Origin of the sequence: Pseudoclavibacter sp. Z016 (assembly GCF_002931215.1) — a bacterium.
Classification (GTDB): domain Bacteria; phylum Actinomycetota; class Actinomycetes; order Actinomycetales; family Microbacteriaceae; genus Pseudoclavibacter.
Genome location: NZ_PSTU01000011.1, coordinates 862,495 through 886,333, shown reverse-complemented (window position 1 = coordinate 886,333; position 23,839 = coordinate 862,495). Strand labels below are relative to the sequence as shown.

Here is a 23,839-nt window from a genome sequence, read left to right as displayed (position 1 = left end):
CTCGGTCAGCGACGAGGGAGCGACCGCTCCGCGCAGGCGACGCACTGCTCGGCGAACGGGCGCACGCGCAGGCGCTGGTCCGGAATCCGCCTGCCGCACGTCACGCAGACACCGTAGGTGCCCGCCTCGATGCGCAGCAGCGCTGCTTCGATCTGCCGGAGCTCCGACTTCGCGGCGTCGGACTGGCCTGCGAGCCTCGACCACTCCGCCGAGAGGGGCGCCCCATCTGGGTCGTGCTCGTCGTCATCGTTGAGCGACGCACGATCATGCACCAGCGACTCGAGGGCGGCCGCACTGCTCGCGACACGCCCTGCAGCGAGCAACCGCAGGGCCTCCAGGCGTTCCGCGTGCGTGTCAGCTCCATCCATGCCGCCATTCTTGTCCAGCACACGCCGGAAGTCCTGACGGAACCCGAACCGCCTGAACCGCCTGAAGTGCCTGAAGCGCTCAGGGGCGGCCCGGGTTGCTCACGGACAATGACGCACTACGCCATCGAACGGAGTTTTATGGACACGGACGTCGTCATCATCGGAGCCGGACTCGCCGGCCTTCGGGCAGCGCAGAGCCTCGAGTCTCGTGGACAGAGCGTGGTCGTCCTGGAGACGCACGACGAGGTCGGCGGACGAGTCCGCACCGAGGCCATCGACGGGTTCCTCTGCGACCGGGGCTTCCAGGTGCTCAACCCCGCCTACCCGGCACTCAGGGAGTGCGTCGACCTGGGGGCGCTCGAGCTGCAGAGCTTCGGCGTCGGGGCGATCGTGCGATCAGGCGAGAAGGCGACGACGCTCGCGCATCCGATCCGCCACCCTCAGCACGCGCTGCGCACCCTGCTGAGCGCACACACCCCGCTCTCCGATCTCGTCGCGCTTGCCCGGTGGCTCGGCCCGACGCTGCTGAGACCCGACTCGGAACAGGCGGGCACCGACCAGGAGCTCGGCGCCTCGTTCGACGATGCGGGGCTCACCGGCCGCCTCCGCACCGACCTGCTCGACACCTTCCTCGCCGGTGTCCTCGCCGACAGCAGCGGCACCTCGTCTGCCGCCTACGTCAAGCAGCTCGTCCGCTACTTCGCCCTTGGCGCGCCGGGACTCCCCAAGGACGGCATGCGCGCGCTGCCGGCACAGATGGCCGCGGGGCTCCACGAACCCGTGCGGCTCGGCACCGTTGCGCGCGACGTCGAGGAGACGTCTGGCGGGGTGAGGGTGACCACAGACCGCGGCACCATCCTGGCTCGCGCCGCGATCGTCGCGGTGGCGCCCGACGAACTGCCCGCGGTGACAGGCCAGACGGCGCCGAAGACCCACGGGCTGACGACCTGGTGGTTCCGGGCGACGGGTACGCCGCGAACCGGGCCCTTCCTGCTGCTCGACGCCTCGCGTGCTGGCGGGGGACCGGCTGGGCCCATCTGGAACACCGCCGTCATCTCGGAGGTCGCGCCCTCCTACGCCCCAGCAGGAGCGCACCTCGTGCAGGCGACGACCCTGCTCGATCGCCTGGACGGGCTGGCGAGCGAGGCGGAGGTGCGCCGTGATCTCGCACGCCTGTACAAGACCTCCACCGCGGATTGGGAGGTGATCACGCACCACGTCATCCCGCACACGCTCCCGGTCCAGCTGCCACCCCTGCGGGATCGCGGGCCACAGCTCCTGGGGGAGCGGGTCGTCGTGACCGGGGACCACCGCGAGACGGGGTCGATCCAAGGGGCGCTCGTCGCCGGCCAGCGAGCGGCAGCGGCAGTCGCCGAGTCCCTTGCCTGAGCCGGCCAGGAAGGGCGGCAGTCTGCGCCTGGTGTTCCCGAACCAGCTCTTCGAGGAGCACCTCGCAGCGCCGGTCGGCACCCGCTTCGTGCTGATCGAGCACGAGCTCCTCTTCCGCCAGTACCGATTCCACTCGCACAAGCTGGTCCTCCACCGGGCCTCCCTTGCGCGGTTCGCGAAGAGGCTCACCGGGCACGGCTTCGCCGTCGAGTACCTCGAGAGCAGGAAGGAGCTGCCTTCCAAGCGGCAGCTGGCCGAGCTCATCCGCCGCGAGGCGCCTCGCCGGGTCACGTGGTTCGACGTGGTCGACGACTGGCTCGAGCGCGACCTCCTCGGCGCGCTCGAAGCTGGTGGCTACACGTGGAGCGGCGACGACGAGCTCGAGTCGCCCAACTTCCTCACTGGGCGAGCCGAAATCGACGCGTGGTTCTCGGGCAACGATGCTCGCATGCACGCCTTCTACATCTGGCAGCGCCGGCGACTCGGTCTTCTGCTCGACGAGGACGGTGAGCCCCTCGGCGGGCGGTGGTCGTTCGATGCCGAGAACCGCAAGAAGCTGCCCCGCGGGTATGTGCCACCGAAGGTCGCGCGCTTCGAGGGGCATCCCGTGCTGCAGCGGGAGGGGACGTTCGACCTCGACGCGCTCCTGGGGGACGAGCCGGCGGCAGGCAGCGCCGAGCCTAGGAACGCCGACGTCGAGGAGGCCATCGCGTGGGTCGGCAGCGAGTTCCCCGATGCCCCTGGCGACCCGACGACGTTCGTGTGGCCGACGGACGCCGACGAGGCCCAACGTCACCTGGCGGAGTTCGTCCGGGAGCGGCTTCGCGACTTCGGGCCCTACGAGGATGCGATCTCGAGCGAGCATCCTTTCCTCAACCACGGGCTCCTGACCCCGGCACTGAACATCGGCCTGCTGGACCCGAGGCAGGTCGTCCAAGCCGCGCTCGATGCGGCCGACACGGAGACAGCCCTCGCCTCCCTCGAGGGCTTCGTCCGCCAGGTCATCGGGTGGCGCGAGTACATGCGGGCCACCTACCAGGTTCGCGGTCGAGAGCTGCGGACCTCGAATGCCCTGGAGCATCACGGGCGCCTGGCCCCCGGCTGGTGGCAGGGCACGACAGGACTCGAGCCGGTCGACCTCGTCATCTCCCGTGTCCTCGAGACCGGCTACGCCCACCACATCGAGCGGCTCATGGTGCTCGGCAACGCCATGTCGCTGCTGCGCATCCACCCCGACGAGGTCTACCGCTGGTTCATGGAGCTGTTCGTCGACGCCTACGACTGGGTGATGGTGCCGAACGTCTACGCGATGAGCCAGTTCGCGGCGGGCGCGGACATCACGACCAAGCCGTACGTCTCCGGCAGCAACTACCTGCGCAAGATGTCCGACCTGCCCGCTGGCGACTGGACTGCTCGGTGGGACGCCCTCTACTGGGCCTTCGTGGACGACCATCGTGCGGTGTTCGCGAGGAACCCTCGCACCCAGATGACCGTCGCGCTCCTCGACCGGATGGAGCCGGAGAAGCGGGCCGAGCACCTGGCGACCGCGGCCGAGATCCTGCGTCCGTCAGCAGCATCGGCAGACGCGGACCGCTGAGCGGAGAAGCCGGCCACCGCAAGGCCCGAATCCCGCATTTTCCTCCTAGGATCGTGAGACGACGAGGACCGCGTCATCTCAAGATCCCGTCATCACATGATCCACGTGCAAAGGAGCCGCTCATGGGCGCGTCCATGGTCTTTCCGAACTTCCCCGTCGCCGATGTCAAGGCGGCGACCGACTTCTACGTCGGCCTCGGCTTCACCGTGAATCCGATGTTCTCCGATGACAGCACGAGCTGCATCGTCGTGAGCGAGCAGGTGGCGATCATGCTGCTGCAGACGGAGCGCTTCCAGGGCTTCCTCCCCGAGGGGGCAGAGGCGATCCTCGGTGGCAACCGTCACGAGAGCACAACAGCCCTGCTCCTCGGCAGCGACGCGGAGGTCGACGAGATCGCGGCGAAGGCCGAGGCGGGTGGTGCGAAGATCCACCGTCCCGCGGAAGCCAACGAGTTCGGCATGTACGGCGCCGCCTTCGATGACCTCGACGGCCACCTGTGGGAGGTCTTCCACATGGCCGCGCCCGAGGCGTAGCCACCCGACGCCAACCCCCACAGGGGAACGCCGAGCGTGACCTCTCGGCACCTCGGCTCCACCTGGCTCCATTGCCGATTGCGGCACGGGGACTGGTGGAGCCGTTTCCCGTCTGGCACGGTTAGGCGTCCACTCCACTCCCGCACCCTTGGATACGCACATGACCGAGCCTCGCCCGGCAGACAGCCCCGCCGCCGCAGCACCGCAGGTACCCCTCACGCGCAACCAGCGCCTCGACCGGCTCCCGTTCACGGGCAGGCACCGGAAGCTGCTCTTCGGCTCCGGCATCGGCTGGGCGCTCGACGCCATGGACGTGAGCCTCATCTCGTTCGTGATGGCCGCGCTCGCGGTGCAGTGGAGTCTCGACGCGACGACGCTCTCGTTCATCGCGTCCATCGGTTTCGTCGGGATGGCGATCGGGGCGAGCCTCGGCGGTCTGCTGGCCGACAAGCTCGGCCGGCGTCAGGTCTTCGCCGCCACGCTGCTCATCTACGGCCTCGCGACGGGAGCCTCGGCGCTCGCGGCGTCGGTGGCGGCGCTCATCGTGCTCCGCTTCGTCGTCGGCCTCGGGCTCGGGGCTGAGCTCCCCGTCGCGTCCACACTCGTGAGCGAGTATGCGCCGAAGCGCATCCGCGGCCGAGTCGTCGTGCTGCTCGAGGCCTTCTGGGCCGTGGGCTGGATCGGTGCCGCGCTCATCGGCGCCTTCATCATCCCGCTGTCCGACGACGGCTGGCGCTGGGCGCTGCTGACGGGTCTGCTGCCCGCGATCTACGCGGTCGTCGTGCGCTTCGGGCTGCCGGAGTCGGTGCGCTTCCTGGAGAGCAAGGGCAAATACGGGGAGGCCGAACGCGCCGTTCGGCAGTTCGAGGAGTCGGCGGGGGTGGATGCGCCGGAAGCGTCGGCCGTCGAGGCCACGGACCGCGCGCAGGCCGCTGAGCGCGCGAGTGCGGCGTCCGGCGCGCGGCCGGCGCGGTGGCGTGACCTGTGGGCTCCCGCGCTGCGCCGCAGGACGGCCGCGCTCTGGGCGGTGTGGTTCTGCATCAACCTCAGCTACTACGGCGCGTTCATCTGGATCCCGAGCCTGCTGGTCGGCCAGGGGTTCACGCTCGTGAAGTCGTTCGAGTTCACGTTGATCATCACGCTCGCGCAGCTGCCTGGCTACGTCGTAGCCGCCTTCCTCATCGAGCGGATCGGCAGGAGGGCGACACTCGCGATCTTCCTGCTCGGCTCGGCGGGGGCCGCCTTCTGGTTCGGCTTCGCGACCACGGAAGGCACCATCCTGGCCGCAGGAATGTGCCTGTCGTTCTTCAACCTCGGCGCCTGGGGTGCCCTGTACGCGATCGGACCCGAGCTCTACCCGACGAGACTGCGGGCATCCGGAACGGGGGCGGCGGCAGGCTTCGGCAGGATCGCGTCGATCATCGCGCCGCTGCTTGTCCCCGTCATGCTGGCCGCCGGCGGAGGCGTGCTCGTCTTCAGCGTGTTCTCGGCGGCCTTCCTCCTCGCGGCCGCCGCGGCATTCACCCTTCCCGAGCTCATGGGCACCGAACTCGAGGAGTAGCGCTGCGCGAAGCCCGTGCTCCGTGCGCGGACCGCGCGCGCCGCAGCTCGACCGAGGCGGTCGCCGACTAGCCTGGAGCCGTGAGCGAACGACAGGATCCTTCACGACGCGGGGTCATACGGGGAAGCGCGGCGGTCGGCGGAGGAATCGCGACGGCGGCGCTGCTCGCTGGCTGCGGAGGGCCAGACAGCGAAGGTGCCGGCGGTTCCGCTGCAGAAGCCGCTGCGGCGGCGAGCGGTTCCATCCCGCTCACCGAGGTGCCCGTGGGCGGTGGGGCCATCGTCGCAGCCACTGAGACCGTCATCACGCAGCCGGCGGCTGGCGAGTTCTTCGCCTTCAGCTCGATCTGCACGCATCAGGGATGCCCGGTCTCGCAGGTCACCGCGGAGCACATCATCTGTCCATGCCATTCGAGCCACTACGACACGAGGACCGGCGAGCCCGTCTCCGGACCAGCCAACCAGGCCCTCGCCCCGCGCACCGTCACCGTCACCGAAACTGAGGTCGAATACTCGTGAGCATCACCAACATCGAGGCGATCCGCGACCTCGCGTCGAACGCCGGCCTGGAAGTCGAGTACTGGGGCTGGCGGGGCGAGAAGGAGCAGGTGTCGCCGGAAACGTTGGCGGCGGTGCTCGATGCGCTCGGGCTGTCGGCGAACACCGATGACGAGGTGGCCTCATCGACCGTCGCCTTCGAGGAGCGTCCGTGGCGGCGCACGGTGCCCGCCTGCACGACCGTGCGCGCGGGGAGTTCCGCGAGCGTCTTCATCCACGTGCCGCACGGCAGCGCCGTCACCGCAGAGGTTCGGCTCGAGGATGGCACCGTCCGCCAGCTCGAGCAGCTCGACAACTGGGTCGACCCGCGCAGCATCGACGGCGCGCTCGTCGGGCGAGCCACGTTCGCCGTGCCGACCGACCTGCCGACGGGCTGGCACTTGATCGCCGCCAGCGTCGGCGAGGGAGCTGCCGCCGTGGAGGAGGCGGACTCGGGCACGCTCATCGTCGTGCCGAGGACCACGCCATGGCCCGAGCAGCGCTCCTGGGGACTGTTCACGCAGCTGTACCAGCTGCGCTCCTCCACGTCCTGGGGCATCGGCGACCTCCGCGATCTCTCGGTGCTGACCGCCTGGGGCGCTGAGCGCGATGCCGACTTCGTGCTCGTCAACCCGTTGAACGCGAACCCTCCGGTCTCACCGCTCGAGCCGTCCCCGTACCTGCCGACCTCGAGGCAATTCGTCGACCCCCTCATCCTCAACATCGACTGGGCTGCCGTCTTCGTCTCGGAGCGCGCGCCGCTCCCAGCCTCGACGATCGAGCTCCTCTCGGGGCTCGCAGCCGCGGCCATCGTCGGGAACGGCATCGACACGATCGACCGCGACGAGGCCTGGGCGCTGAAGGAACCCGCCCTGCGCGCGCTCTTCGAGACCTGGCGGTCGGCGAACGTGGTCGACGACGAGTTCGAGGACTTCCGACGAGCCTCGGGTGAGCCACTCGAGCGGTTCGGCGTCTTCTGCGCCATCTCGAGCGTCCATGGCCGTGACTCCCGCGAGTGGCCGCGCGAGCTGGCGACGGCCAACGGAGCCGAGGTGCTCCCGTTCGCCATCGCGCACGCCGAGGACACCGAGTTCCATGTGTGGCTCCAGTGCCTCCTCGAGGTGCAGGCGAGGAGGGTGCAGTCCGAGGCCAGGGCCGCAGGGATGTCGCTGGGAGTCGTGCACGACCTCCCCGTCGGCGTGCATGCCGGTGGCGCTGACGCCTGGTCGTTCGGCGCGGCGATGGCCCGTGGCGTGACGGTCGGGGTACCTGCCGACCAGTACAACCAGTTCGGTCAGAACTGGTCCCAGCCGCCGTGGCGCCCAGACATGCTCGCCGAGCTCGGCTACGCGCCGTACCGGGACATGCTCCGCGCCGTCTTCCGCAACGCGGGCGCCGTCCGCATCGACCACATCCTTGGCTTCTTCCGCCTCTGGTGGATCCCGGAGGGGAACACCGCGAAGGACGGCTGCTTCGTGCGCACCGACGCGGAGGCGATGCTCGGCATCCTCGCGCTCGAGGCCGAGCGCGCCGGCGCCGTCGTGATCGGCGAGGATCTCGGCACGGTGCCGCCCGAGGCTCGGGATGCACTGGCTGAGCGGGGCATGCTCGGCGCCTCGGTGCTCTGGTTCGAGTGGGAAGAAGACGGTGTCCCACTCGCCGCCGAGGACTACCGGCGCGCCTGCCTGGCGACGGTGACGACACATGATCTGCCGCCGACGGCCGGGTTCCTGGCCCTCGAGCATCTTGACGTTCGCGAGCGCCTCGGCCTCCTCGAGGGCTCCGTCGAAGAGGCGAGGGCCGAGGAGACCGAGACGATCTCGAAGGTCGTGGACCGCCTCCGGACGGCGGGTCTGGTGGGGGAGGAGCCCTCCAACGAGGATCTCGTCGTCGCGCTCCACGAGTACCTGGCGGCCTCCTCGGCGCAGCTCTTCGGGGTCGGGGTCTCCGATCTGGCCGGTGACCGCCGCGGCGTGAACCAGCCGGGCACGGCCGACGAGTACCCGAACTGGCGCGTCCCGATGACGGATGCGAGTGGTCGTCTGGTGCTGCTCGAGGAGCTGCTCGCCTCGCCGCTGGCGGCGAGGATCGCGGCCTCCTCGGCCAGATCTGAGTGATCTCCATGAGGCGCGTCGACCGCTGGCGGTCCCGGCGGGGTCGGGGCGGCCTCCTGGTCGGGGCGCTCGGCATCCTGCTGCTGCTCTCCGCCTGCTCGCCGGCGTGGCCCGAGCCCTCTCCCGGCCCGGCTGAGGCGGTTGACGTGATCGCCACCCCGGGGGCGACGCCGGTTCCCACGGCCACTTCGAGCCCCGTGAACGTGCAGGTCGTGGCGGCGCCGCGCGTGGCCGAGAACGAGAACCCCAAGCCGGTCGACGGCGAGCTGCGCTTCACCCGTGGGCAGTGGGCGACCGTCCTCGGCGCGAGCGGAGAGCCCGTCGGCCGCTTCACGGTGACGGGGGTCTCCTTCGGCGTGAAATGCCTCGCTGCGGACGCGCCGAAGGCGAAGGGGAGCTACGTGGCCATCCAGCTGCAGGTCGAAGGCTACGGCGCGTTGGGGGCAGAGCATGACGGCGGGGGCTACGGGCCCGTCTTCGGGTTGAACGACCTGCAGCTCCTCGAGCAGAACTCCGAGTCGCGTCTCGGCGGTTCCATCGCAGAGGACTGCATGGACGGCTCGGTGGAGCAGCGCGAGTACGGGGTCGGCACGGAGTCCGGCTACCTCGTCTTCGACGTGCCCAAGAAGAAGTTCGACGTCGTCTGGGAGTACGGCGAGCAGACGTTCCGCTACGTCAACCTCATGCAGTGACGCGCCTCACTCTCTGACGAGGGCACGCAGGGGATGCCTGCGAATCGCTCCAACCGCGGGCTCAGGTGAAGAGCTGGGGGAGGAGTGCCGCCGCCAGGGGATAGCCGAGGAACGAGACGGCATCGAGGATGAAGTGGGCGACCACGAGCCCACCCACGCGCCCCCTGCGCAGGAACCACCACGAGAACAGCGCGCCCATGGCCACGTTCCCGATGGCCATTCCCGGCCCCTGGTACAGGTGGTAGGAACCGCGCAGCAGCGACGAGGCGACGATGATCTGCCACGTCGCCCACCCGAGTTCACGCAGTCTCGTCACGAGGTAGCCGACGACGACGACCTCCTCGAGCAGTGCCGCTCGCAGCGCGGCGAGCAGCAGCAGGATCACGGTCCACCAGGTGATCTCCTGGGCGCTCGCCTCGACCGAGAGCGTGAGGCCGAGGGCCCGCGTCGCCAGGTAGAACAGGATGCCGGGGATGCCGATGCAGGCGGCGAGCAGGAGACCATGGCCCACGTCGCGGACCGGCTGGCGCGCATCCAGACCGAGCCTCCGGAAGCCGGAGACCGTGGGTGTCCAGAGCAGCCAGATAACGAGCGCCACGGGGACGAGGTCGGTGGCGACGCTCATGAGCTGCAGGAGCGCGTCGAAGAGCGGCCTGGCGTCGCGGGAGGCGTTCAGCGTGGTGGTCTGGTCGGCGATGGCTGTGTCGCGGGTGGCCCGCTCGGCGAGCGAGATGATGGCGTAGAGGCTGGACGGGAGGATCGCCAGCGCGAGGACGATCCAGATCTCCCAGCGCGTGCGGATGCGCGCGGAACGGTCCAGGAGTGGGGGACCTTCACTGACCGTGACGTCAATGCGCGAATGTGACATGTCGGCAGTCTACGAACGCCGACGGGCTTGTGTGAGATGAACAAGACCCGTTTCGTGTGCGTAACAATCTTCTGAATTGGCAAGAGGGCGCGCGCGCGGGGGCGTAGGTTCAACGGGTATTTGTCGAGAATTCACAGAGTCCGTGGATCTTCGACGCTCACACCCCCATGTTTCCCCCAAGGAGGTCCTATGAGGACATCACGAGTTATCGCCACGGGAGCCATCGTCGCCACAAGCGCGTTGGTGCTCGCTGGCTGCTCCGCCCCGAACCGCGATCCGGAGATCGTCGGTGGCTCCGCCATCACGGTTGCCTGGAACGATCCGTTCTTCGCGTTCAACGTCAACACCTCGGCCAACAACGCCGCGGCGAACGCCAACATCGTCCACGTCACGTCGGACGGCTTCATCGACTACGACCCGACCCCTGAGCTCGTGGAGAACACCGAGTTCGGCACGGTCGAAGAGGTCTCGAGCGACCCGCTCACCATCAAGTACACGGTCAACGACGCGGTGACCTGGAGCGACGGGACGCCGTTCGACGGCGCCGACCTGCTCCTCACCTGGGCTGCCAACACGACGCACCGTTCCGCCGGCGAGGTCCCAGAGGCCGAGTACGACGACGAGGGCAACGTCACCAACCAGGACGCGATCGACGCGGCCGCAGACGCTGGCGTCTACTGGGGAACCGACCCGGCTCCCGGCCTCCAGCTCGATCTCGCCTCGGCAGTTCCGACGCTGGCCGACGACAACAAGTCGTTCACGGTCGTCTACGACCAGCCGTACGCCGACTGGAAGACCATGTTCGCGCCGGACACGACGGCGATCTCGGCACACGGCACCGTCCAGCTCGCCTACCCGGGTGAGTACGACGACGCGCAGGCCGCCAAGGATGCCTTCATCACGGCCGTCAACGACAACGACACCGCCTTCCTCGGCAAGGTCGCGTCCGAGTACCGCACGGGCTACGACTACACCTCGATGCCAGAGGAGCCGCAGAAGACGCTCTCCAACGGCCCGTACACGATCACGGATCTCGTCGAGAACCAGTACGTGACGCTCACGGCCCGCGAGGACTACACGTGGGGCCCGCTGCCGCACTACGAGACCATCACGATCCGCTTCATCCCGGACCCGCAGGCACAGGTGCAGGCGCTCCAGAACGGTGAAGTCCAGATCGTCTCCGGCCAGCCGACGACCGACCTCCTGCAGCAGCTCGAGGCCACCGAGGGCATCGAGTGGGAGTCCTCGCTCGAGGGCACCTACGAGCACGTCGACCTCCAGGTCGCCAACGGCGGCGTCTTCGACCCCGCGACCTACGGCGGCGACGAGGCCAAGGCCCAGCAGATCCGCGAGGCCTTCCTGCTCACGATCCCGCGCCAGGAGATCGTCGAGAAGCTCATCACGCCGATCGCACCGGATGCGACCACCCGCGACTCGCTCGTGTTCCTCCCCGGAGCCGACGGCTACGAGGATTCCGTCGCCGCCAGCGGCGTCGACCGCTACTCGGGCGACGACGCGGCCATCGAAGAGGCCAAGGGCCTCCTCGCGCAGGCCGGCGTTGCCAACCCGTCCGTCCGCTTCATGACGGCATCGTCGAACCCGCGCCGCCAGCAGGAGCTGCAGCTCATCAAGGCCTCGGCTGAGAAGGCCGGCTTCACGATCGTCGACGCGAGCGCCGAGGACTGGTCCACCGTGCTCACGACGCAGACCGACGCCTACGACGCGGCCCTCTTCGGATGGCAGTCCGAGGGTCTCGGTGTCGGCGAGCCGTCCCCGAACTACATCACGGGCGGCATCAACAACTACTACGGCTGGAGCGACCCCGAGCTGGACCAGATCCTCAAGGACGTCGAGGTCACCCTCGACCCGGCTGAGGCTCAGGGCAAGCTCGTCGACGCCGAGAAGATCATCATGGACAAGTCCTGGTCCGTGCCGATCTTCCAGTTCCCCGGCGTGGTCGCCTGGAGCGACCAGGTTGCGAACGTCAAGCCCGGATTCCTCTCCCCGCAGTACTTCTGGAACGCCTGGGAGTGGGCACCCGTGGAAGCCGCTGAGTAGTCACACCAGCGTCGAGCTCTCGACGCGCTGACCGCCGCGCGGTCAGACCAAGCGACGGCGGGAGTACCGTAGTCTTCTCGACTGCGGGACTCCCGCCTCGTCTGTTCGCGGCCACACCCCGGCCGAATGCCTCCTCCAGAACAGGACACCTCTGTGCTGAGATTCACCCTCCGACGCCTCTTCGTGTCGATCTTCATCCTGCTTGGCGCGCTCTTCATCGTGTACAACCTCGTCGCGATCTCGAAGGACCCGCTCGCGGACATCTTGGAGTCCACGGCTCCCAACAAGGAGCAGCTCATCGCCGCGCGCGTGGAGCTCCTGCAACTGGATGTGCCCGCCCCAGCCCGCTTCTTCCTCTGGCTCGGCGGCATCCTCGGGTTCTTCATCCCGACCTTCGACGACCCGAACGGACTGTTCGGCTTCCTCGGCAACAACTTCTCCATGGGCGTCAACATCGTCGGCCAGGACGTTGGACCGCTCATCGCCTCGGCGGTCGGTCAGACCCTGCAGCTCGTCACCGCCGCGACGCTCATCGCCGTCGTGATCGGCGTCGCCGTCGGCGTGACGACCGCTCTGCGCCAGTACTCGGGCTACGACTACACGGTGACGTTCCTGTCGTTCCTCACGTACTCGCTGCCGATCTTCTTCGTCGCCGTGCTGCTGAAGCAGTACATGGCCATCGGCTTCAACGACTTCCTGCAGGCCCCGCAGATACCGATACCGATGCTGCTGCTCATCGGCGTGGTCATCGGCTTCATCTTCATGTCGATCATCGGGGGGCCCGCAAAGACGCGAGCCATCGTGTTCGGCGCCGGCACCGCCGGCAGCATCGCGATCCTGTTCGGGATGGAGCTGCTCGACTGGTTCCGCAACCCTGGCCTCGGCACGGTCCTGATCATCTTCCTCGGACTCGCCACGGTGCTCATCACCGCGGCGCTGACGGTCGGCCTCTCCCACCGCCGCAACCTCATCGTCACCGGTGCGGTCGCGGTCGTCGGGGGAGCGCTCTGGTACCCGCTGCAGTTCGCGATGACGAACGAGATCGGCGCCTGGTTCCCGATCGTCCTCATCGTCGCCTTCACCGCCATCGCCTACTTCGCTGGAAAGTTCTTCGGCGGCCTCGACAAGCGCAACGTCGCAGGCAACGCGGCGATCGTCGGCTTCGTCGTCTCGCTGCTGCTCGTCATCGACCGCGTCATGCAGACCTGGTCCGGCTACTACGACCAGACCGGCGGACGACCGATCGCGACGGTCGGCGCATCCAGCCCGCAGCTCGGCTCCGACCCGTCCATCTGGCTGCAGATGCTCGACGGCTTCACGCATCTGCTGCTGCCGACCATCGCGATCATGGTCATCTCCATCGCGAGCTACAGCCGATACTCCCGCTCGAGCCTGCTCGAGATCATGAACCAGGACTACGTGCGGACCGCTCGCGCGAAGGGCCTGCCGGAGCGCACGGTGGTCATGCGCCACGCACTGCGCAACTCGCTCATCCCGATCACCACGATCGTCGCGGCCGACGTCGGAGCCATCATCTCCGGCGCGATCGTGACCGAGCAGATCTTCGGCTGGAGGGCGATGGGCTCGATCTTCTCGGAGTCGCTGCGCAACGTCGACCTCAACCCGCTCATGGGCTACGTCCTCGTGACCGCCGCCCTCACGGTGATCTTCAACCTGATCGCCGACATCCTGTACTCCGTCCTCGACCCGCGAATCCGCCTGAGCTGAGAGAGGGCTGAGCTATGACGACTCCGAACTTCACTGAGATCACCTCACCCCAGCCGCACGGCCCCGGGGACGAGCTGACCATCGAGCAGCGAGAGACCATCGGCCTGAGCCAGGGCCAGATCGTCTGGCGCCGGTTCGTGCGCCACACGGGAGCGATGGTCTCGACCGCCGTCCTCCTGGTCATCGTGCTGCTCGTCTTCACCTCCGTCGGCATCGTCGTGCCGTGGTGGGACTTCTCCGAGGGCAAGTTCACGCAGATCCAGGTCCCCGGCTGGTGGGCCTACGACTGGAACTCCATCGCCCCCATCGAGAACGGCGGCAACCCGACCTTCGTGAGCCTGTTCGACTGGGGCTCGCACCCGTTCGGTCAGGACGAGATCGGCCGCGACATCTTCGCCCGCGTCATGCGCGGAACGCAGCAGTCGCTCACGGTCATGTTCATCTACGGCATCCTCGCCGCGGTCATCGGCATCATCGTCGGCGGCATCGCGGGCTACTACCGCGGATGGGTCGACAACGTGCTCATGCGCGTCACCGACCTCTTCCTCGTCATCCCGACGCTCGTCTTCGCGGCCGTCCTCGGCCAGCTCGCCGGCCAGAACGAGGTCCTCCGGGCCTACGGTGCCGTCTCGCTTGCCGTCGTGCTGGGTCTCGTCGGCTGGATGTCGCTCGCCCGCCTCGTGCGCGGAGAGTTCCTGACGCTCCGAGAGCGCGAGTTCGTCGACGCCGCGCGGGTCGCCGGTGCATCGGGACGCCGCATCATCTTCCGCCACATCCTGCCGAACGCCCTCGGCGTGGTCATCGTCTCCACGACCCTGCTCATGAGCGCGGCGATCATCCTCGAGGCCAACCTGTCGTTCCTGGGCTTCGGCATCCAGCCGCCAGACGTCTCGCTCGGCCAGATCGTGCAGGAATACCAGGGTGCGTTCGCCACTCGCCCGTGGCTGTTCTGGTTCCCGGGCGCCTTCATCGTCGCCATCGCGCTGTGCATCAACTTCATCGGCGACGGACTGCGCGACGCGTTCGACCCGCGCCAGCGCAAGATCCCCGGCAACGGCACCTGGTCGCGCATGTGGCGCACGCTCACGTCGCGCGACGGCCGCCCCACCAAGGGCGACACGAGCACGGGTGGCGCGAGCACGGGTGACGCGAGCAAGGCGGATGTGTGACGCGCCTCGTCGCAGAGCGCGCCCCTCGCCTGGTCCTCGCCGGGCTAGATGGCGATGAGCGCGCCGACCACGAGCACCGTCGTGATGAGCACCACCGTGTTCAGCACGTTCTGGGTGCGCACGACCGGACCGATCGGCGTTCCAGCGTCTCGCTGCTGCTGAGCCCGGCGATGCGTGAGGTTCACGGCAGCGTCGCCGGAGTAGGTTCCGGGGGCCGCGCTCGTGCGGATGCTCTGGGACTCGTCCGTGAGCCGGCGCGGGTCCTTCCACAGGAGCGGATCGCGCGGGTCCATGCGCTCAGCGCTGAGTCGGTCGGGCGGGGGAGCAGCCCACGCGCTGACCTTGCCCTCCGGCGTCGTGACGGTGAAGCCGCGCGTCGTCTCGACGAGCTCGATCTGCCCGTAGGGCACGACCGTCTTCTTGAGCGGGTTGTTCACCTCGAGCGCATCGTCCGTGAAGACGACGCTCGGGCTCACCAGGGTGATCCATCCGAGGCCGAGGGCCAGGATGGGCAGCGGCAGCACCGAGAGCAGGTGCCGCTCGGCTCCCGGAGTGATCATCACGGAGATGACGGCGACGAGCGCCATCGCGGCGATGACGCCGTAGACGACAAGACCCATACGGGGGCGGAGAACGGTTCGCTCGGACACCCGCCCATTCTCGCAGAGGCCGCACGGCCCACACCCCAGACAGCACGCGCTGCAACCGCAGCCCACCGGGAGGCACGCTCATGAGCACGACTTCACGCAAAGACGACGCGACGCCGATCCTCGAGGTCCAGGATCTGAGTGTCGAGTTCTGGGTCGGCGGCGACTGGGTCACCGCCGCGAAGGACATCAACTACGTGGTCCGGCCGGGCGAGGTGCTCGCCATCGTCGGCGAGTCGGGTTCCGGCAAGTCCGTGTCGTCCATGACGCTCCTCGACCTCCTCCCGAAGAACGGGCGCACCTCCGGCAGCGCGAAGCTCAACGGCACCGAGCTCATCGGGGCGCCGCAGTCGACGCTGCGCCGCGCTCGAGGCAACGACATCGCGGTGATCTTCCAGGAGCCCATGACGGCGCTCAACCCGGTGCTGACGATCGGGTTCCAGATCTCGGAGGCGCTGCGCATCCACAACCCAACGATGACGCCGAACGCCGCCAGGGAGCGCGCGCTCGAGCTCCTGCGTCTCGTCGAGATGCCCAACCCGGCGAAGGCGTTCGACTCGTACCCGCACCAGCTGTCCGGCGGGCAGCGGCAGCGCGCCATGATCGCGCAGTCGCTCAGCTGCGACCCTGACCTCCTCATCGCGGATGAGCCGACGACGGCCCTCGACGTGACGATCCAGGCCGAGATCCTCGAGCTCATGCGGTCGCTGCACGAGCGCCTCAACTCGGCGATCGTCATCATCACGCACGACATGGGCGTGGTCGCCGACATCGCCGACAACGTCATCGTGATGAAGGGCGGCGAGATCGTCGAGCGCGGCACCGTGCGAGAGATCTTCAAGAACCCGCAGCACGCCTACACCAAGACGCTGCTCGACGCGGTTCCGCACCTGGGCACCGGAGCGGCGAGCGGGCTGGATGCGCGCGAGTTCACGGGCGAGCCGGCGCTCGTCGTGCAGAACGCCGATATCGAGTACCCGAAGCAGGGCCGCGTCCCCGCGTTCAAGGCCGTCGAGGACGCGACCTTCGAGATCTACCCGGGCGAGATCGTGAGCGTCGTCGGAGAGTCGGGATCGGGGAAGACCACGGTCGCTCGCGCGGTCGTCGGGCTGCTGCCGGTCGCCGCCGGCTCGATGAAGCTCAACGGCGTCGAGCTGAACGGGGTCTCGAGGCACGACCTCGCGAAGGTGCGCCGCGATATCGGCATCGTCTTCCAGGACCCGGGCTCGTCGCTCAACCCGAGGTGGCCCGTCGGGCAGTCGATCGCTGAGCCGCTCATCCTCGAGAAGAAGCTGACGAAGGCGGAGATCGAGGCGCGAGTCGGCGAGCTGCTCGACCAGGTCGAGCTTCCCCGCTCGTTCCGCAACCGCTACCCGAACGAGCTGTCCGGCGGACAGCGTCAGCGCATCGGCATCGCCCGCGCCCTGGCGCTCGAGCCGAAGCTCCTCGTCGCCGATGAGCCCACCTCCGCCCTGGACGTGTCGGTGCAGAAGCGCGTGCTCGAGCTGCTCGTCGAGATCCAGCAGCGGCTGCAGTTCGCCGTGCTGTTCGTGACGCACGACCTGGCCGTCGTCGACCAGCTGGCGAACCGGGTCATCGTCATGAACCACGGCAAGATCGTGGAGCAGGGGCCGACGGACCAGATCCTCCGTGCTCCGCAGGACCCGTACACGCAGCGCCTCGTCGCCGCCGTGCCGGTGCCGGACCCCGACGAGCAGGCGATCCGCCGAGCCGAGCGGGCCGCGCTCAAGCGCGCAACCGAGGGCGCGGTCACGGCCGAGGTCCTCGGCGACAACATCGTGGCCTCGGATGCTCCTTCGGCGCAGCAGGAGGACATCCTGCGCGCCGAGGCGGAGGAGCGGGAATCCGGCCAGTGACTCGATAGAAACTTCGGCCAGCGTGGGGGCGATCTCACGCTGGTCGGGAGGCGTGTCCTCCGTGACGTAGGATGAACTGCCCTTTTCTCAAATGAAAGCACCCTTGAATGACTGCTGTGCCTGTCGCCCACCGTTCTGAACTCCGTAACGTCGCCATCGTGGCGCACGTCGACCACGGCAAGACGACCCTCGTCGACGCCATGCTGAAGCAGACGGGCTCGTTTGGCGAGCACGACAGCAACTCGACCGAAGCCCGAGTCATGGACTCGAACGACCTCGAGCGTGAAAAGGGCATCACCATCCTCGCCAAGAACACGGCGATCTCCTACAAGGGGAAGCACGCCACGGATGGCCCGATCACGATCAACGTGATCGACACCCCTGGCCACGCCGACTTCGGTGGCGAGGTCGAGCGCGGCCTGTCCATGGTCGACGGTGTCGTCCTCCTCGTCGACGCCTCCGAGGGGCCCCTCCCGCAGACCCGCTTCGTGCTCCGCAAGGCGCTCGCCGCGAACCTCCCGGTCATCCTGTGCGTCAACAAGACCGACCGTCCGGACGCGCGCATCGACGAGGTCGTCGCCGAGAGCCAGGACCTGCTCCTGGGTCTCGCCTCCGACATGGCCGACGAGGCGCCCGATCTCGACATCGACGCGCTCCTCGACCTGCCCGTCCTCTACGCCTCGGGCCGCGCTGGTGCCGCTTCGCACAACCAGCCCGCCGACGGCGAGCTGCCGGACAACGACGACCTCGAGCCGCTCTTCGAGACGATCCTCAAGCACATCCAGCCGCCGGCCTTCGACCCGGAGGCGCCGCTGCAGGCGCACGTGACGAACCTGGACAGCTCGCCGTTCCTCGGTCGTCTCGCTCTGCTGCGCGTCTTCAACGGCACGCTCAAGAAGGGCCAGAACGTGGCCTGGGTGAAGAACGACGGCTCGGTGCACAACGTGCGCATCACGGAGCTGCTCGAGACGAAGGCGCTCGACCGCGTCCCCACCGACTCCGCTGGCCCCGGTGACATCGTCGCCGTCGCCGGCATCCCCGAGATCATGATCGGCGAGACGATCGCCGACCCGGAGGACATCCGTCCGCTTCCCGGCATCACGGTCGACGAGCCCGCCATCTCGATGACGATCGGCACGAACACCTCGCCCATCATGGGCAAGGTCAAGGGCCACAAGCTCACCTCGCGCATGGTCAAGGACCGCCTCGACCGCGAGCTCATCGGCAACGTCTCGATCCGCGTCCTCGACATCGGGCGCCCGGACGCCTGGGAAGTCCAGGGCCGTGGCGAGCTCGCGCTCTCCGTCCTCATCGAGAACATGCGCCGCGAGGGCTTCGAGCTCACCGCCGGCAAGCCGCAGGTGGTCACGAAGATCGTCGACGGCAAGACCCACGAGCCGTTCGAGCACCTCACGATCGACTCGCCGGAAGAGCACCTCGGCGCCATCACGCAGCTCCTCGCCGCGCGCAAGGGCCGCATGGAGTCGATGTCGAACCACGGCACGGGCTGGGTCCGCATGGAGTTCATCATCCCGTCGCGAGGCCTCATCGGCTTCCGCAGCGAGTTCATGACGAGCACGCGTGGAACCGGTATCGCGAACGCCATCTCGCACGGCTACGAGCCGTGGGCCGGCCAGATCACGACCCGCATCTCGGGTTCGATCGTCGCCGACCGCGCGGGAGTCGCGACGCCGTTCGCGATGCAGGCACTGCAGGAGCGCATGTCGTTCTTCGTGCAGCCGACCGAAGAGGTCTACGAGGGCATGGTCATCGGCGAGAACTCGCGCGCCGACGACATGGACGTCAACGTGACCAAGGAGAAGAAGCTCACGAACATGCGTTCCGCCAACGCGGACACGTTCGAGTCGATGACGCCTTCTCGCCAGCTCACGCTCGAGGAGTGCCTCGAGTTCGCCCGCGAGGACGAGTGCGTCGAGGTCACGCCCGAGAAGATCCGCATCCGCAAGCTGCTCCTCGACGGCAACGCGCGTGCGCGTGCCACCTCGCGCGCCAAGAAGCAGTAGTTGCGCGTGCGCCCTCGCACGGCAACACGTGAACAGTAAGGTCGTATGACGGAAGTCATCGAACAGCCTGCCGCAGAGCAGCGAACCGGGGAACGCATCCTCGGGGCGCTGCTCTACGCGCTTTTCGGCCTCATCGTCGGCACCGTGACCACGTTCCTCCACCGTGGCCGCGTCGAGCTCTTCGAGACGACGCTCTGGGTGGGCATCGTGCTCGGCCTCGTCTGCATCCTGTGCCTCGGCATCGGCCTGCGCCTGTACCTCGTCGATCGGTGGATGAGCACCGGGTTCGCTGTCGGGGTCATCGCCGCGGTCGTCGGCCTCGGCGTCTGGAATCCGGGCTCGAGCGTCGTCGTGGTCGGTGACGTGGTCGGCCTCGCCTGGCTCGCCCTTGCGTCCCTCGTCGCGGCGGGCTGCGCGTTCTGGCCCGCCCTGCCGAGCCGCCGATCGCGAACGGCGACCGGCGGCGGCGAGTACGATGAGAGATCGCAACCGAGCTAGGAGGAGTCACCTCAGTGACCTACGTCATCGCCCTTCCCTGTGTCGACGTGAAGGACCGGGCCTGCATCGATGAGTGCCCCGTCGACTGCATCTACGAGGGCGATCGGATGCTCTACATCCACCCCGACGAATGCGTCGACTGCGGTGCCTGCGAACCCGTCTGCCCCGTCGAGGCCATCTACTACGAGGACGACCTGCCCGAGGAGTGGAGCGAGTACTACACCGCGAACGTCGACTTCTTCTCCGAGATCGGCTCGCCAGGGGGAGCGGCGAAGGTCGGCGTCATCCACCACGACCACCCGGTCATCGCGGCGCTCGAACCGCAGGGAGAGGGCGCGTGACGCTCGGCGAGCTGCCCGACTACCCCTGGGACCAGCTGACGCCCTACATCGACCAGGCGAACGCGCACCCGGATGGTGCCCTCGACCTCTCGATCGGCTCTCCCGTCGACCCGACGCCTGAGATCGTTCGCGCGGCGCTGCGGGAGCACGCAGACGCGCACTCCTACCCGACCACGATCGGCACACCGGAAGCCAGGGACGCCGTCGTCGCCTGGTTCGCGCGGTGCCGTGGCGTGAGCGGCCTGCTGCGCTCGAACACGATGCTCACGGTCGGCTCGAAGGAGTTCGTCGCGACGACGGCCTTCTTCCTGCGACTCGGCGAGGGCGACACGGTCGTCTACCCTGCCCGGGCCTACCCGACGTACGAGATCGGCGCGGTCTTCGCCGGAGCCGAGGGCTTCGCGGGCGACGACCCCGCGGCCTGGCCGGAATCGACGAAGCTCATCTGGCTCAACAGCCCAGGCAACCCCGACGGCCGAGTGCTCGGCGTCGAGGAGCTCGCGGCAGCCGTCGCCCGTGCTCGCGAGCTGGGCGCCGTCATCGTCAACGACGAGTGCTACGCGGAACTCGGCTGGGGGGACTGGTCGGGGGAGCGCATCCCGAGCATCCTCGACGAGCGGGTCACGGGTGGAGATCTCAGCAACATCCTCGCGTGCTCGTCCCTCTCGAAGCGGTCGAATCTGGCGGGCTACCGGGCGGCCTACGTCGCGGGTGACGCGCAGCTCATCTCGCGCCTGCTCACGGCACGCAAGCACGCGGGGCTCATCGTCCCGGCCCCGGTGCAGGCGGCCGTCGTGGCTGCGCTCGGCGACGACGAGCATGCCGTCGAGCAGTACAACCGCTACCTCCGTCGCCGAGAGGTGCTCCTTCCCGCGCTCCAGGCGTGGGGGCTGCGCATCGAGCACAGCGAGGCGGGCCTCTACCTGTGGGGCACCAAGGGCGACGACTCCTGGGCAACGATCGAGGAGCTCGCAGAGCTCGGCATCATCGCGGGGCCCGGGGTCTTCTACGGCGAGGCCGGCGGGCGGCACGTCCGAGTCTCCCTCACGGCCACGGATGCGCACATCGACGAGGCCGCGCGGCGCCTCATCGCGGCCAGTCCTGACCATTCCGTGCAAGCTCAGTAGGTATCGAACAGCACATCGCGAGTTTCATTGTGGATTCGCATAGTCACCTGGTCGACCGATTAGGCTATGAGAACACTGCGCGTTCTGCGTGCTCGCCGGGGAGCATCCCCCACCCGCTCGAGGAGGATCTGTGACTGAACAGCACAAGCAGGCTGAGGCCCACCGGAATGAGGCGGACTCAGCCACCTTCAGGATCGGCGACAGGACAGCTGAGTTCCCCGTTCTGCGCGCTACCGAAGGCGCTGACGCGGTCGACATCTCGACGTTCATGAAGCAGACCGGGTACACCACGCTCGACCAGGGCTTCGTCAACACCTCGTCGACCAAGTCGGCGATCACGTACATCGATGGTGCCAACGGCATCCTCCGCTACCGCGGGTATCCGATCGAGGAGCTCGCCTCCAAGTCGAGCTTCCTCGAGGTCGCGTACCTGCTGCTCTACGGCCAGCTGCCGACCGAGTCGGAGTACGAGAACTTCACCGACCGCATCCGCCACCACACGCTCCTCCACGAGGACCTCAAGCGCTTCTTCACGGCACTGCCGCCGCACGCGCACCCGATGTCCGTGCTGTCGAGCGCCGTCAACGCGCTTTCGACGTACTACGAGGATTCCCTCGACGTCCACAACCCCGAGATGGTCGAGCAGTCGACCATCCGCCTCCTCGCGAAGATCCCGGTCATCGCCGCCTACGCGCACAAGAAGAGCATCGGCCAGGCGTTCCTGTACCCGGACAACTCGCTCGACTTCGTCGACAACTTCCTCAAGCTCAACTTCGGCAACCTCGCGGAGCCCTACGAGGTCAACCCCGTGCTCTCGAAGGCACTCGAGCGCCTCCTCATCCTGCACGCCGACCACGAGCAGAACGCGTCGACCTCGACCGTGCGTCTCGTCGGCTCGACCGAGGCGAACATGTACTCCTCGATCTCCGCTGGCATCAGCGCCCTCAATGGCCCGCTGCACGGTGGCGCCAACGAGGCCGTCCTCAAGATGCTCGCGCAGATCCAGGAATCCGGCGAGGGCGTCGACCGCTTCGTCGAGCGAGTCAAGAACAAGGAAGACGGCGTGCGCCTCATGGGCTTCGGCCACCGGGTGTACAAGAGCTACGACCCCCGTGCGAAGCTCGTCAAGGAGTCCGCGGACGAGGTGCTCGCCGCGCTCGGCGTCAACGACCCGCTTCTGGAGCTCGCGACGCAGCTCGAGCAGGTCGCCTTGAACGACGACTACTTCAAAGAGCGAAGCCTGTATCCGAACGTCGACTTCTACACGGGCCTCATCTACAAGGCGATGGGCTTCCCGACGCGCATGTTCACGGTGCTGTTCGCCATTGGGCGCCTCCCCGGCTGGCTCGCGCACTGGCGTGAGGCGAACGCGGATGCCAAGACCAAGATCGGGCGCCCGCAGCAGCTCTACACGGGTGAGGCCGAGCGCCACTACCCGGAGAACCGCGGCTTCCAGCTGCTCTGACGTCAGACCCGCGCAGGTGACGCGTGCCGCCGCAGCCTGGAATCCCCTGTGAGGGGTTCCGCTGCGACGGCACGCGTTCTACGCTGATCGAACAAGACACTCCCCGCTCGAGCCGCACGACAGGTGGCCAGCGGGGAGTGTTGTTCTGTCTCCGGGCTGCTGACCACAGGGTCAGTCCGAAGGCATTCGGGTCAGGCGTGCAGGGCGTCGTTGAGCTGGATGCCAGCCCCGGTCCGCGCCAGGGCCTCGACCGCGCCATTGACCGAGTTCCGTCGGAACAGCAGGTTCGGCACACCGGAGAGCGCCGACGCCTTGACCGACTGCGGCTCGCCGATCTGGCCATCGGGGTCGCTCTGGCCGATGAGCGAGACCTTGGTTCCGGCGGTCACGTAGAGGCCGGCCTCGACGATCGAGTCGTCGCCCAGCGAGATGCCGATCCCGGAGTTCGCGCCGAGCAGGGCGCGCTCGCCGATGCGGATGCGCTCCTTGCCGCCGCCGGAGAGCGTGCCCATGATGGACGCTCCGCCGCCGATGTCGCTGCCTGCTCCGAGGACCACGCCCTGCGAGACGCGCCCTTCCACCATCGAGCGGCCGAGGGTGCCAGCGTTGAAGTTCACGAAGCCCTCGTGCATGACGACCGTGCCTGGTGCCAGGTGCGCGCCGAGACGGACCCGTCCGCCGTCGGCGATGCGCACGTCCGCCGGCATCACGTAGTCGAGGAGGCGTGGGAACTTGTCGATCGCGTAGACCTGGATGCCCTCGCGCTGGAGGATCGCGCGCGACGAGGCGGCGAGGTCGGGTCGCATGGGGCCGACGTTGGTCCAGGCGTTGGTCGGCAGGTGGCCGAAGATGCCATCGAGGTTGATGCTGTTCGGCTCGACGATGAGGTGGCTCAGGAGGTGCAGGCGGAGGTAGGCGTCGACGACGCTCTCGACGGGCTCATCGAGCCGCACCGTTACGGTGACCGGGCTGACCTGTACCTGGCGACGCTCGTCGTCGTAGGAGAGCGCCGCGAAGCTGGCGGGAGAGATGTGCGGGTCGCGGCCCTCTGGCAGCGGGCCGAGCGCGGGGGTCGGGAACCAGGCATCGAGCACCTGTCCGTCGTTCGTGATCGTGGCGAGGCCGTCGCCCCAAGCTGTCCGCTGGTCGTGGGAGGTGGGTGCATCGTTGGTCATGCGCTCCAGGCTACCCAGGGAAGGGCCCGCGCGGGCACCGCGCTGTGCTCTTGCCGAGCACTTAGGCTTGAA

The 23,839-nt window shown here is 68.2% G+C and carries 20 protein-coding genes; 16 read left to right on the top strand and 4 right to left on the bottom strand.

Annotated elements, in window-relative coordinates; genetic code table 11:
• Positions 1–5: 5 nt before the first annotated feature.
• Positions 6–368 (bottom strand): TraR/DksA C4-type zinc finger protein, encoded by a 363-nt coding sequence (locus C5B99_RS10225; protein ID WP_104241619.1) that lies wholly within the window; start codon positions 366–368, stop codon positions 6–8.
• 138 nt (positions 369–506) lie between these two features.
• On the opposite strand from C5B99_RS10225, the gene C5B99_RS10220 reads away from it, so the two are divergent.
• The 7 genes from C5B99_RS10220 to C5B99_RS10190 all read left to right on the top strand — a co-directional run bounded on the left by C5B99_RS10220 (position 507) and on the right by C5B99_RS10190 (position 8,790).
• Positions 507–1,757, top strand: coding sequence for an NAD(P)/FAD-dependent oxidoreductase (locus C5B99_RS10220; protein ID WP_104241618.1), 1,251 nt, complete (start codon positions 507–509; stop codon positions 1,755–1,757).
• 31 nt (positions 1,758–1,788) lie between these two features.
• Positions 1,789–3,354, top strand: coding sequence for a cryptochrome/photolyase family protein (locus C5B99_RS10215; RefSeq protein WP_258063138.1), 1,566 nt, complete (start codon positions 1,789–1,791; stop codon positions 3,352–3,354).
• Between the two features lie 122 nt (positions 3,355–3,476).
• On the top strand, positions 3,477–3,887 hold the full coding sequence (locus tag C5B99_RS10210) for a VOC family protein (protein ID WP_104241616.1): 411 nt from the start codon (positions 3,477–3,479) through the stop codon (positions 3,885–3,887).
• Positions 3,888–4,047: 160 nt separating this feature from the next.
• Positions 4,048–5,448 carry an MFS transporter gene (locus tag C5B99_RS10205; protein ID WP_104241615.1) on the top strand — a complete coding sequence of 467 codons (1,401 nt, stop codon included), beginning with the start codon at positions 4,048–4,050 and terminating at the stop codon, positions 5,446–5,448.
• Positions 5,449–5,528: 80 nt separating this feature from the next.
• On the top strand, positions 5,529–5,966 hold the full coding sequence (locus C5B99_RS10200) for a Rieske (2Fe-2S) protein (protein WP_104241614.1): 438 nt from the start codon (positions 5,529–5,531) through the stop codon (positions 5,964–5,966).
• On the top strand, positions 5,963–8,101 hold the full coding sequence (gene malQ / locus C5B99_RS10195) for a 4-alpha-glucanotransferase (RefSeq protein WP_104241613.1): 2,139 nt from the start codon (positions 5,963–5,965) through the stop codon (positions 8,099–8,101). Before C5B99_RS10200 ends, malQ begins: the two co-directional genes overlap by 4 nt.
• Before the next feature lie 5 nt (positions 8,102–8,106).
• Positions 8,107–8,790: a hypothetical protein gene (locus C5B99_RS10190; RefSeq protein WP_146081980.1), complete on the top strand. Its 684-nt coding sequence runs from the start codon at positions 8,107–8,109 to the stop codon at positions 8,788–8,790.
• A gap of 61 nt (positions 8,791–8,851) precedes the next feature.
• Here C5B99_RS10190 and C5B99_RS10185 read toward each other — a convergent pair whose 3' ends face one another.
• Positions 8,852–9,658 (bottom strand): CPBP family intramembrane glutamic endopeptidase, encoded by an 807-nt coding sequence (locus tag C5B99_RS10185; RefSeq protein ID WP_104241611.1) that lies wholly within the window; start codon positions 9,656–9,658, stop codon positions 8,852–8,854.
• A gap of 189 nt (positions 9,659–9,847) precedes the next feature.
• Here C5B99_RS10185 and C5B99_RS10180 point away from each other — a divergent pair, with 189 nt between their 5' ends.
• From C5B99_RS10180 to C5B99_RS10170, 3 genes are all read left to right on the top strand, one after another.
• On the top strand, positions 9,848–11,716 hold the full coding sequence (locus C5B99_RS10180; RefSeq protein WP_104241610.1) for an ABC transporter family substrate-binding protein: 1,869 nt from the start codon (positions 9,848–9,850) through the stop codon (positions 11,714–11,716).
• A gap of 153 nt (positions 11,717–11,869) precedes the next feature.
• A complete protein-coding gene (locus C5B99_RS10175) occupies positions 11,870–13,444 on the top strand; it encodes an ABC transporter permease (protein WP_104241609.1) in 1,575 nt (524 codons plus the stop codon).
• Between the two features lie 14 nt (positions 13,445–13,458).
• Positions 13,459–14,613: an ABC transporter permease gene (locus C5B99_RS10170; RefSeq protein WP_104241608.1), complete on the top strand. Its 1,155-nt coding sequence runs from the start codon at positions 13,459–13,461 to the stop codon at positions 14,611–14,613.
• A gap of 44 nt (positions 14,614–14,657) precedes the next feature.
• Here the strand turns inward: C5B99_RS10170 and C5B99_RS10165 are convergent, their stop codons facing one another.
• Positions 14,658–15,263: a hypothetical protein gene (locus C5B99_RS10165; protein WP_146080502.1), complete on the bottom strand. Its 606-nt coding sequence runs from the start codon at positions 15,261–15,263 to the stop codon at positions 14,658–14,660.
• Positions 15,264–15,343: 80 nt separating this feature from the next.
• Here C5B99_RS10165 and C5B99_RS10160 point away from each other — a divergent pair, with 80 nt between their 5' ends.
• The 6 genes from C5B99_RS10160 to C5B99_RS10135 all read left to right on the top strand — a co-directional run bounded on the left by C5B99_RS10160 (position 15,344) and on the right by C5B99_RS10135 (position 22,592).
• Positions 15,344–17,137: an ABC transporter ATP-binding protein gene (locus C5B99_RS10160; RefSeq protein WP_104241606.1), complete on the top strand. Its 1,794-nt coding sequence runs from the start codon at positions 15,344–15,346 to the stop codon at positions 17,135–17,137.
• Between the two features lie 107 nt (positions 17,138–17,244).
• On the top strand, positions 17,245–19,161 hold the full coding sequence (gene typA, locus C5B99_RS10155) for a translational GTPase TypA (protein WP_104241605.1): 1,917 nt from the start codon (positions 17,245–17,247) through the stop codon (positions 19,159–19,161).
• Positions 19,162–19,206: 45 nt separating this feature from the next.
• Complete coding sequence (locus C5B99_RS19285) at positions 19,207–19,659, top strand: hypothetical protein (RefSeq protein WP_181064981.1); 453 nt, start codon at positions 19,207–19,209, stop codon at positions 19,657–19,659.
• 14 nt (positions 19,660–19,673) lie between these two features.
• Positions 19,674–20,000: a ferredoxin gene (fdxA, locus tag C5B99_RS19625; protein WP_104241603.1), complete on the top strand. Its 327-nt coding sequence runs from the start codon at positions 19,674–19,676 to the stop codon at positions 19,998–20,000.
• Positions 19,997–21,127 (top strand): succinyldiaminopimelate transaminase, encoded by a 1,131-nt coding sequence (gene dapC, locus C5B99_RS10140; RefSeq protein ID WP_104241602.1) that lies wholly within the window; start codon positions 19,997–19,999, stop codon positions 21,125–21,127. The genes fdxA and dapC overlap by 4 nt, the downstream gene beginning before the upstream one ends.
• A gap of 130 nt (positions 21,128–21,257) precedes the next feature.
• Positions 21,258–22,592 (top strand): citrate synthase, encoded by a 1,335-nt coding sequence (locus tag C5B99_RS10135; RefSeq protein WP_104241601.1) that lies wholly within the window; start codon positions 21,258–21,260, stop codon positions 22,590–22,592.
• Positions 22,593–22,783: 191 nt separating this feature from the next.
• Here C5B99_RS10135 and dapD read toward each other — a convergent pair whose 3' ends face one another.
• Entirely contained in the window at positions 22,784–23,767 is a 984-nt protein-coding gene (gene dapD, locus C5B99_RS10130; RefSeq protein WP_104241600.1) for a 2,3,4,5-tetrahydropyridine-2,6-dicarboxylate N-succinyltransferase, read from the bottom strand.
• Between the last annotated feature and the right edge of the window lie 72 nt (positions 23,768–23,839).

Excerpts from the sequence above, each read along its gene's own strand:
- C5B99_RS10225 (WP_104241619.1), bottom strand. The coding sequence starts at position 368 with ATGGATGGAGCTGACACGCACGCGGAACGCCTGGAGGCCCTGCGGTTG.
- C5B99_RS10220 (WP_104241618.1), top strand. The coding sequence starts at position 507 with ATGGACACGGACGTCGTCATCATCGGAGCCGGACTCGCCGGCCTTCGG.
- C5B99_RS10210 (WP_104241616.1), top strand. The coding sequence starts at position 3,477 with ATGGGCGCGTCCATGGTCTTTCCGAACTTCCCCGTCGCCGATGTCAAG.
- C5B99_RS10205 (WP_104241615.1), top strand. The coding sequence starts at position 4,048 with ATGACCGAGCCTCGCCCGGCAGACAGCCCCGCCGCCGCAGCACCGCAG.
- C5B99_RS10190 (WP_146081980.1), top strand. The coding sequence starts at position 8,107 with ATGAGGCGCGTCGACCGCTGGCGGTCCCGGCGGGGTCGGGGCGGCCTC.
- C5B99_RS10185 (WP_104241611.1), bottom strand. The coding sequence starts at position 9,658 with ATGTCACATTCGCGCATTGACGTCACGGTCAGTGAAGGTCCCCCACTC.
- C5B99_RS10180 (WP_104241610.1), top strand. The coding sequence starts at position 9,848 with ATGAGGACATCACGAGTTATCGCCACGGGAGCCATCGTCGCCACAAGC.
- C5B99_RS10170 (WP_104241608.1), top strand. The coding sequence starts at position 13,459 with ATGACGACTCCGAACTTCACTGAGATCACCTCACCCCAGCCGCACGGC.
- C5B99_RS10160 (WP_104241606.1), top strand. The coding sequence starts at position 15,344 with ATGAGCACGACTTCACGCAAAGACGACGCGACGCCGATCCTCGAGGTC.
- typA (WP_104241605.1), top strand. The coding sequence starts at position 17,245 with ATGACTGCTGTGCCTGTCGCCCACCGTTCTGAACTCCGTAACGTCGCC.
- C5B99_RS19285 (WP_181064981.1), top strand. The coding sequence starts at position 19,207 with ATGACGGAAGTCATCGAACAGCCTGCCGCAGAGCAGCGAACCGGGGAA.
- dapD (WP_104241600.1), bottom strand. The coding sequence starts at position 23,767 with ATGACCAACGATGCACCCACCTCCCACGACCAGCGGACAGCTTGGGGC.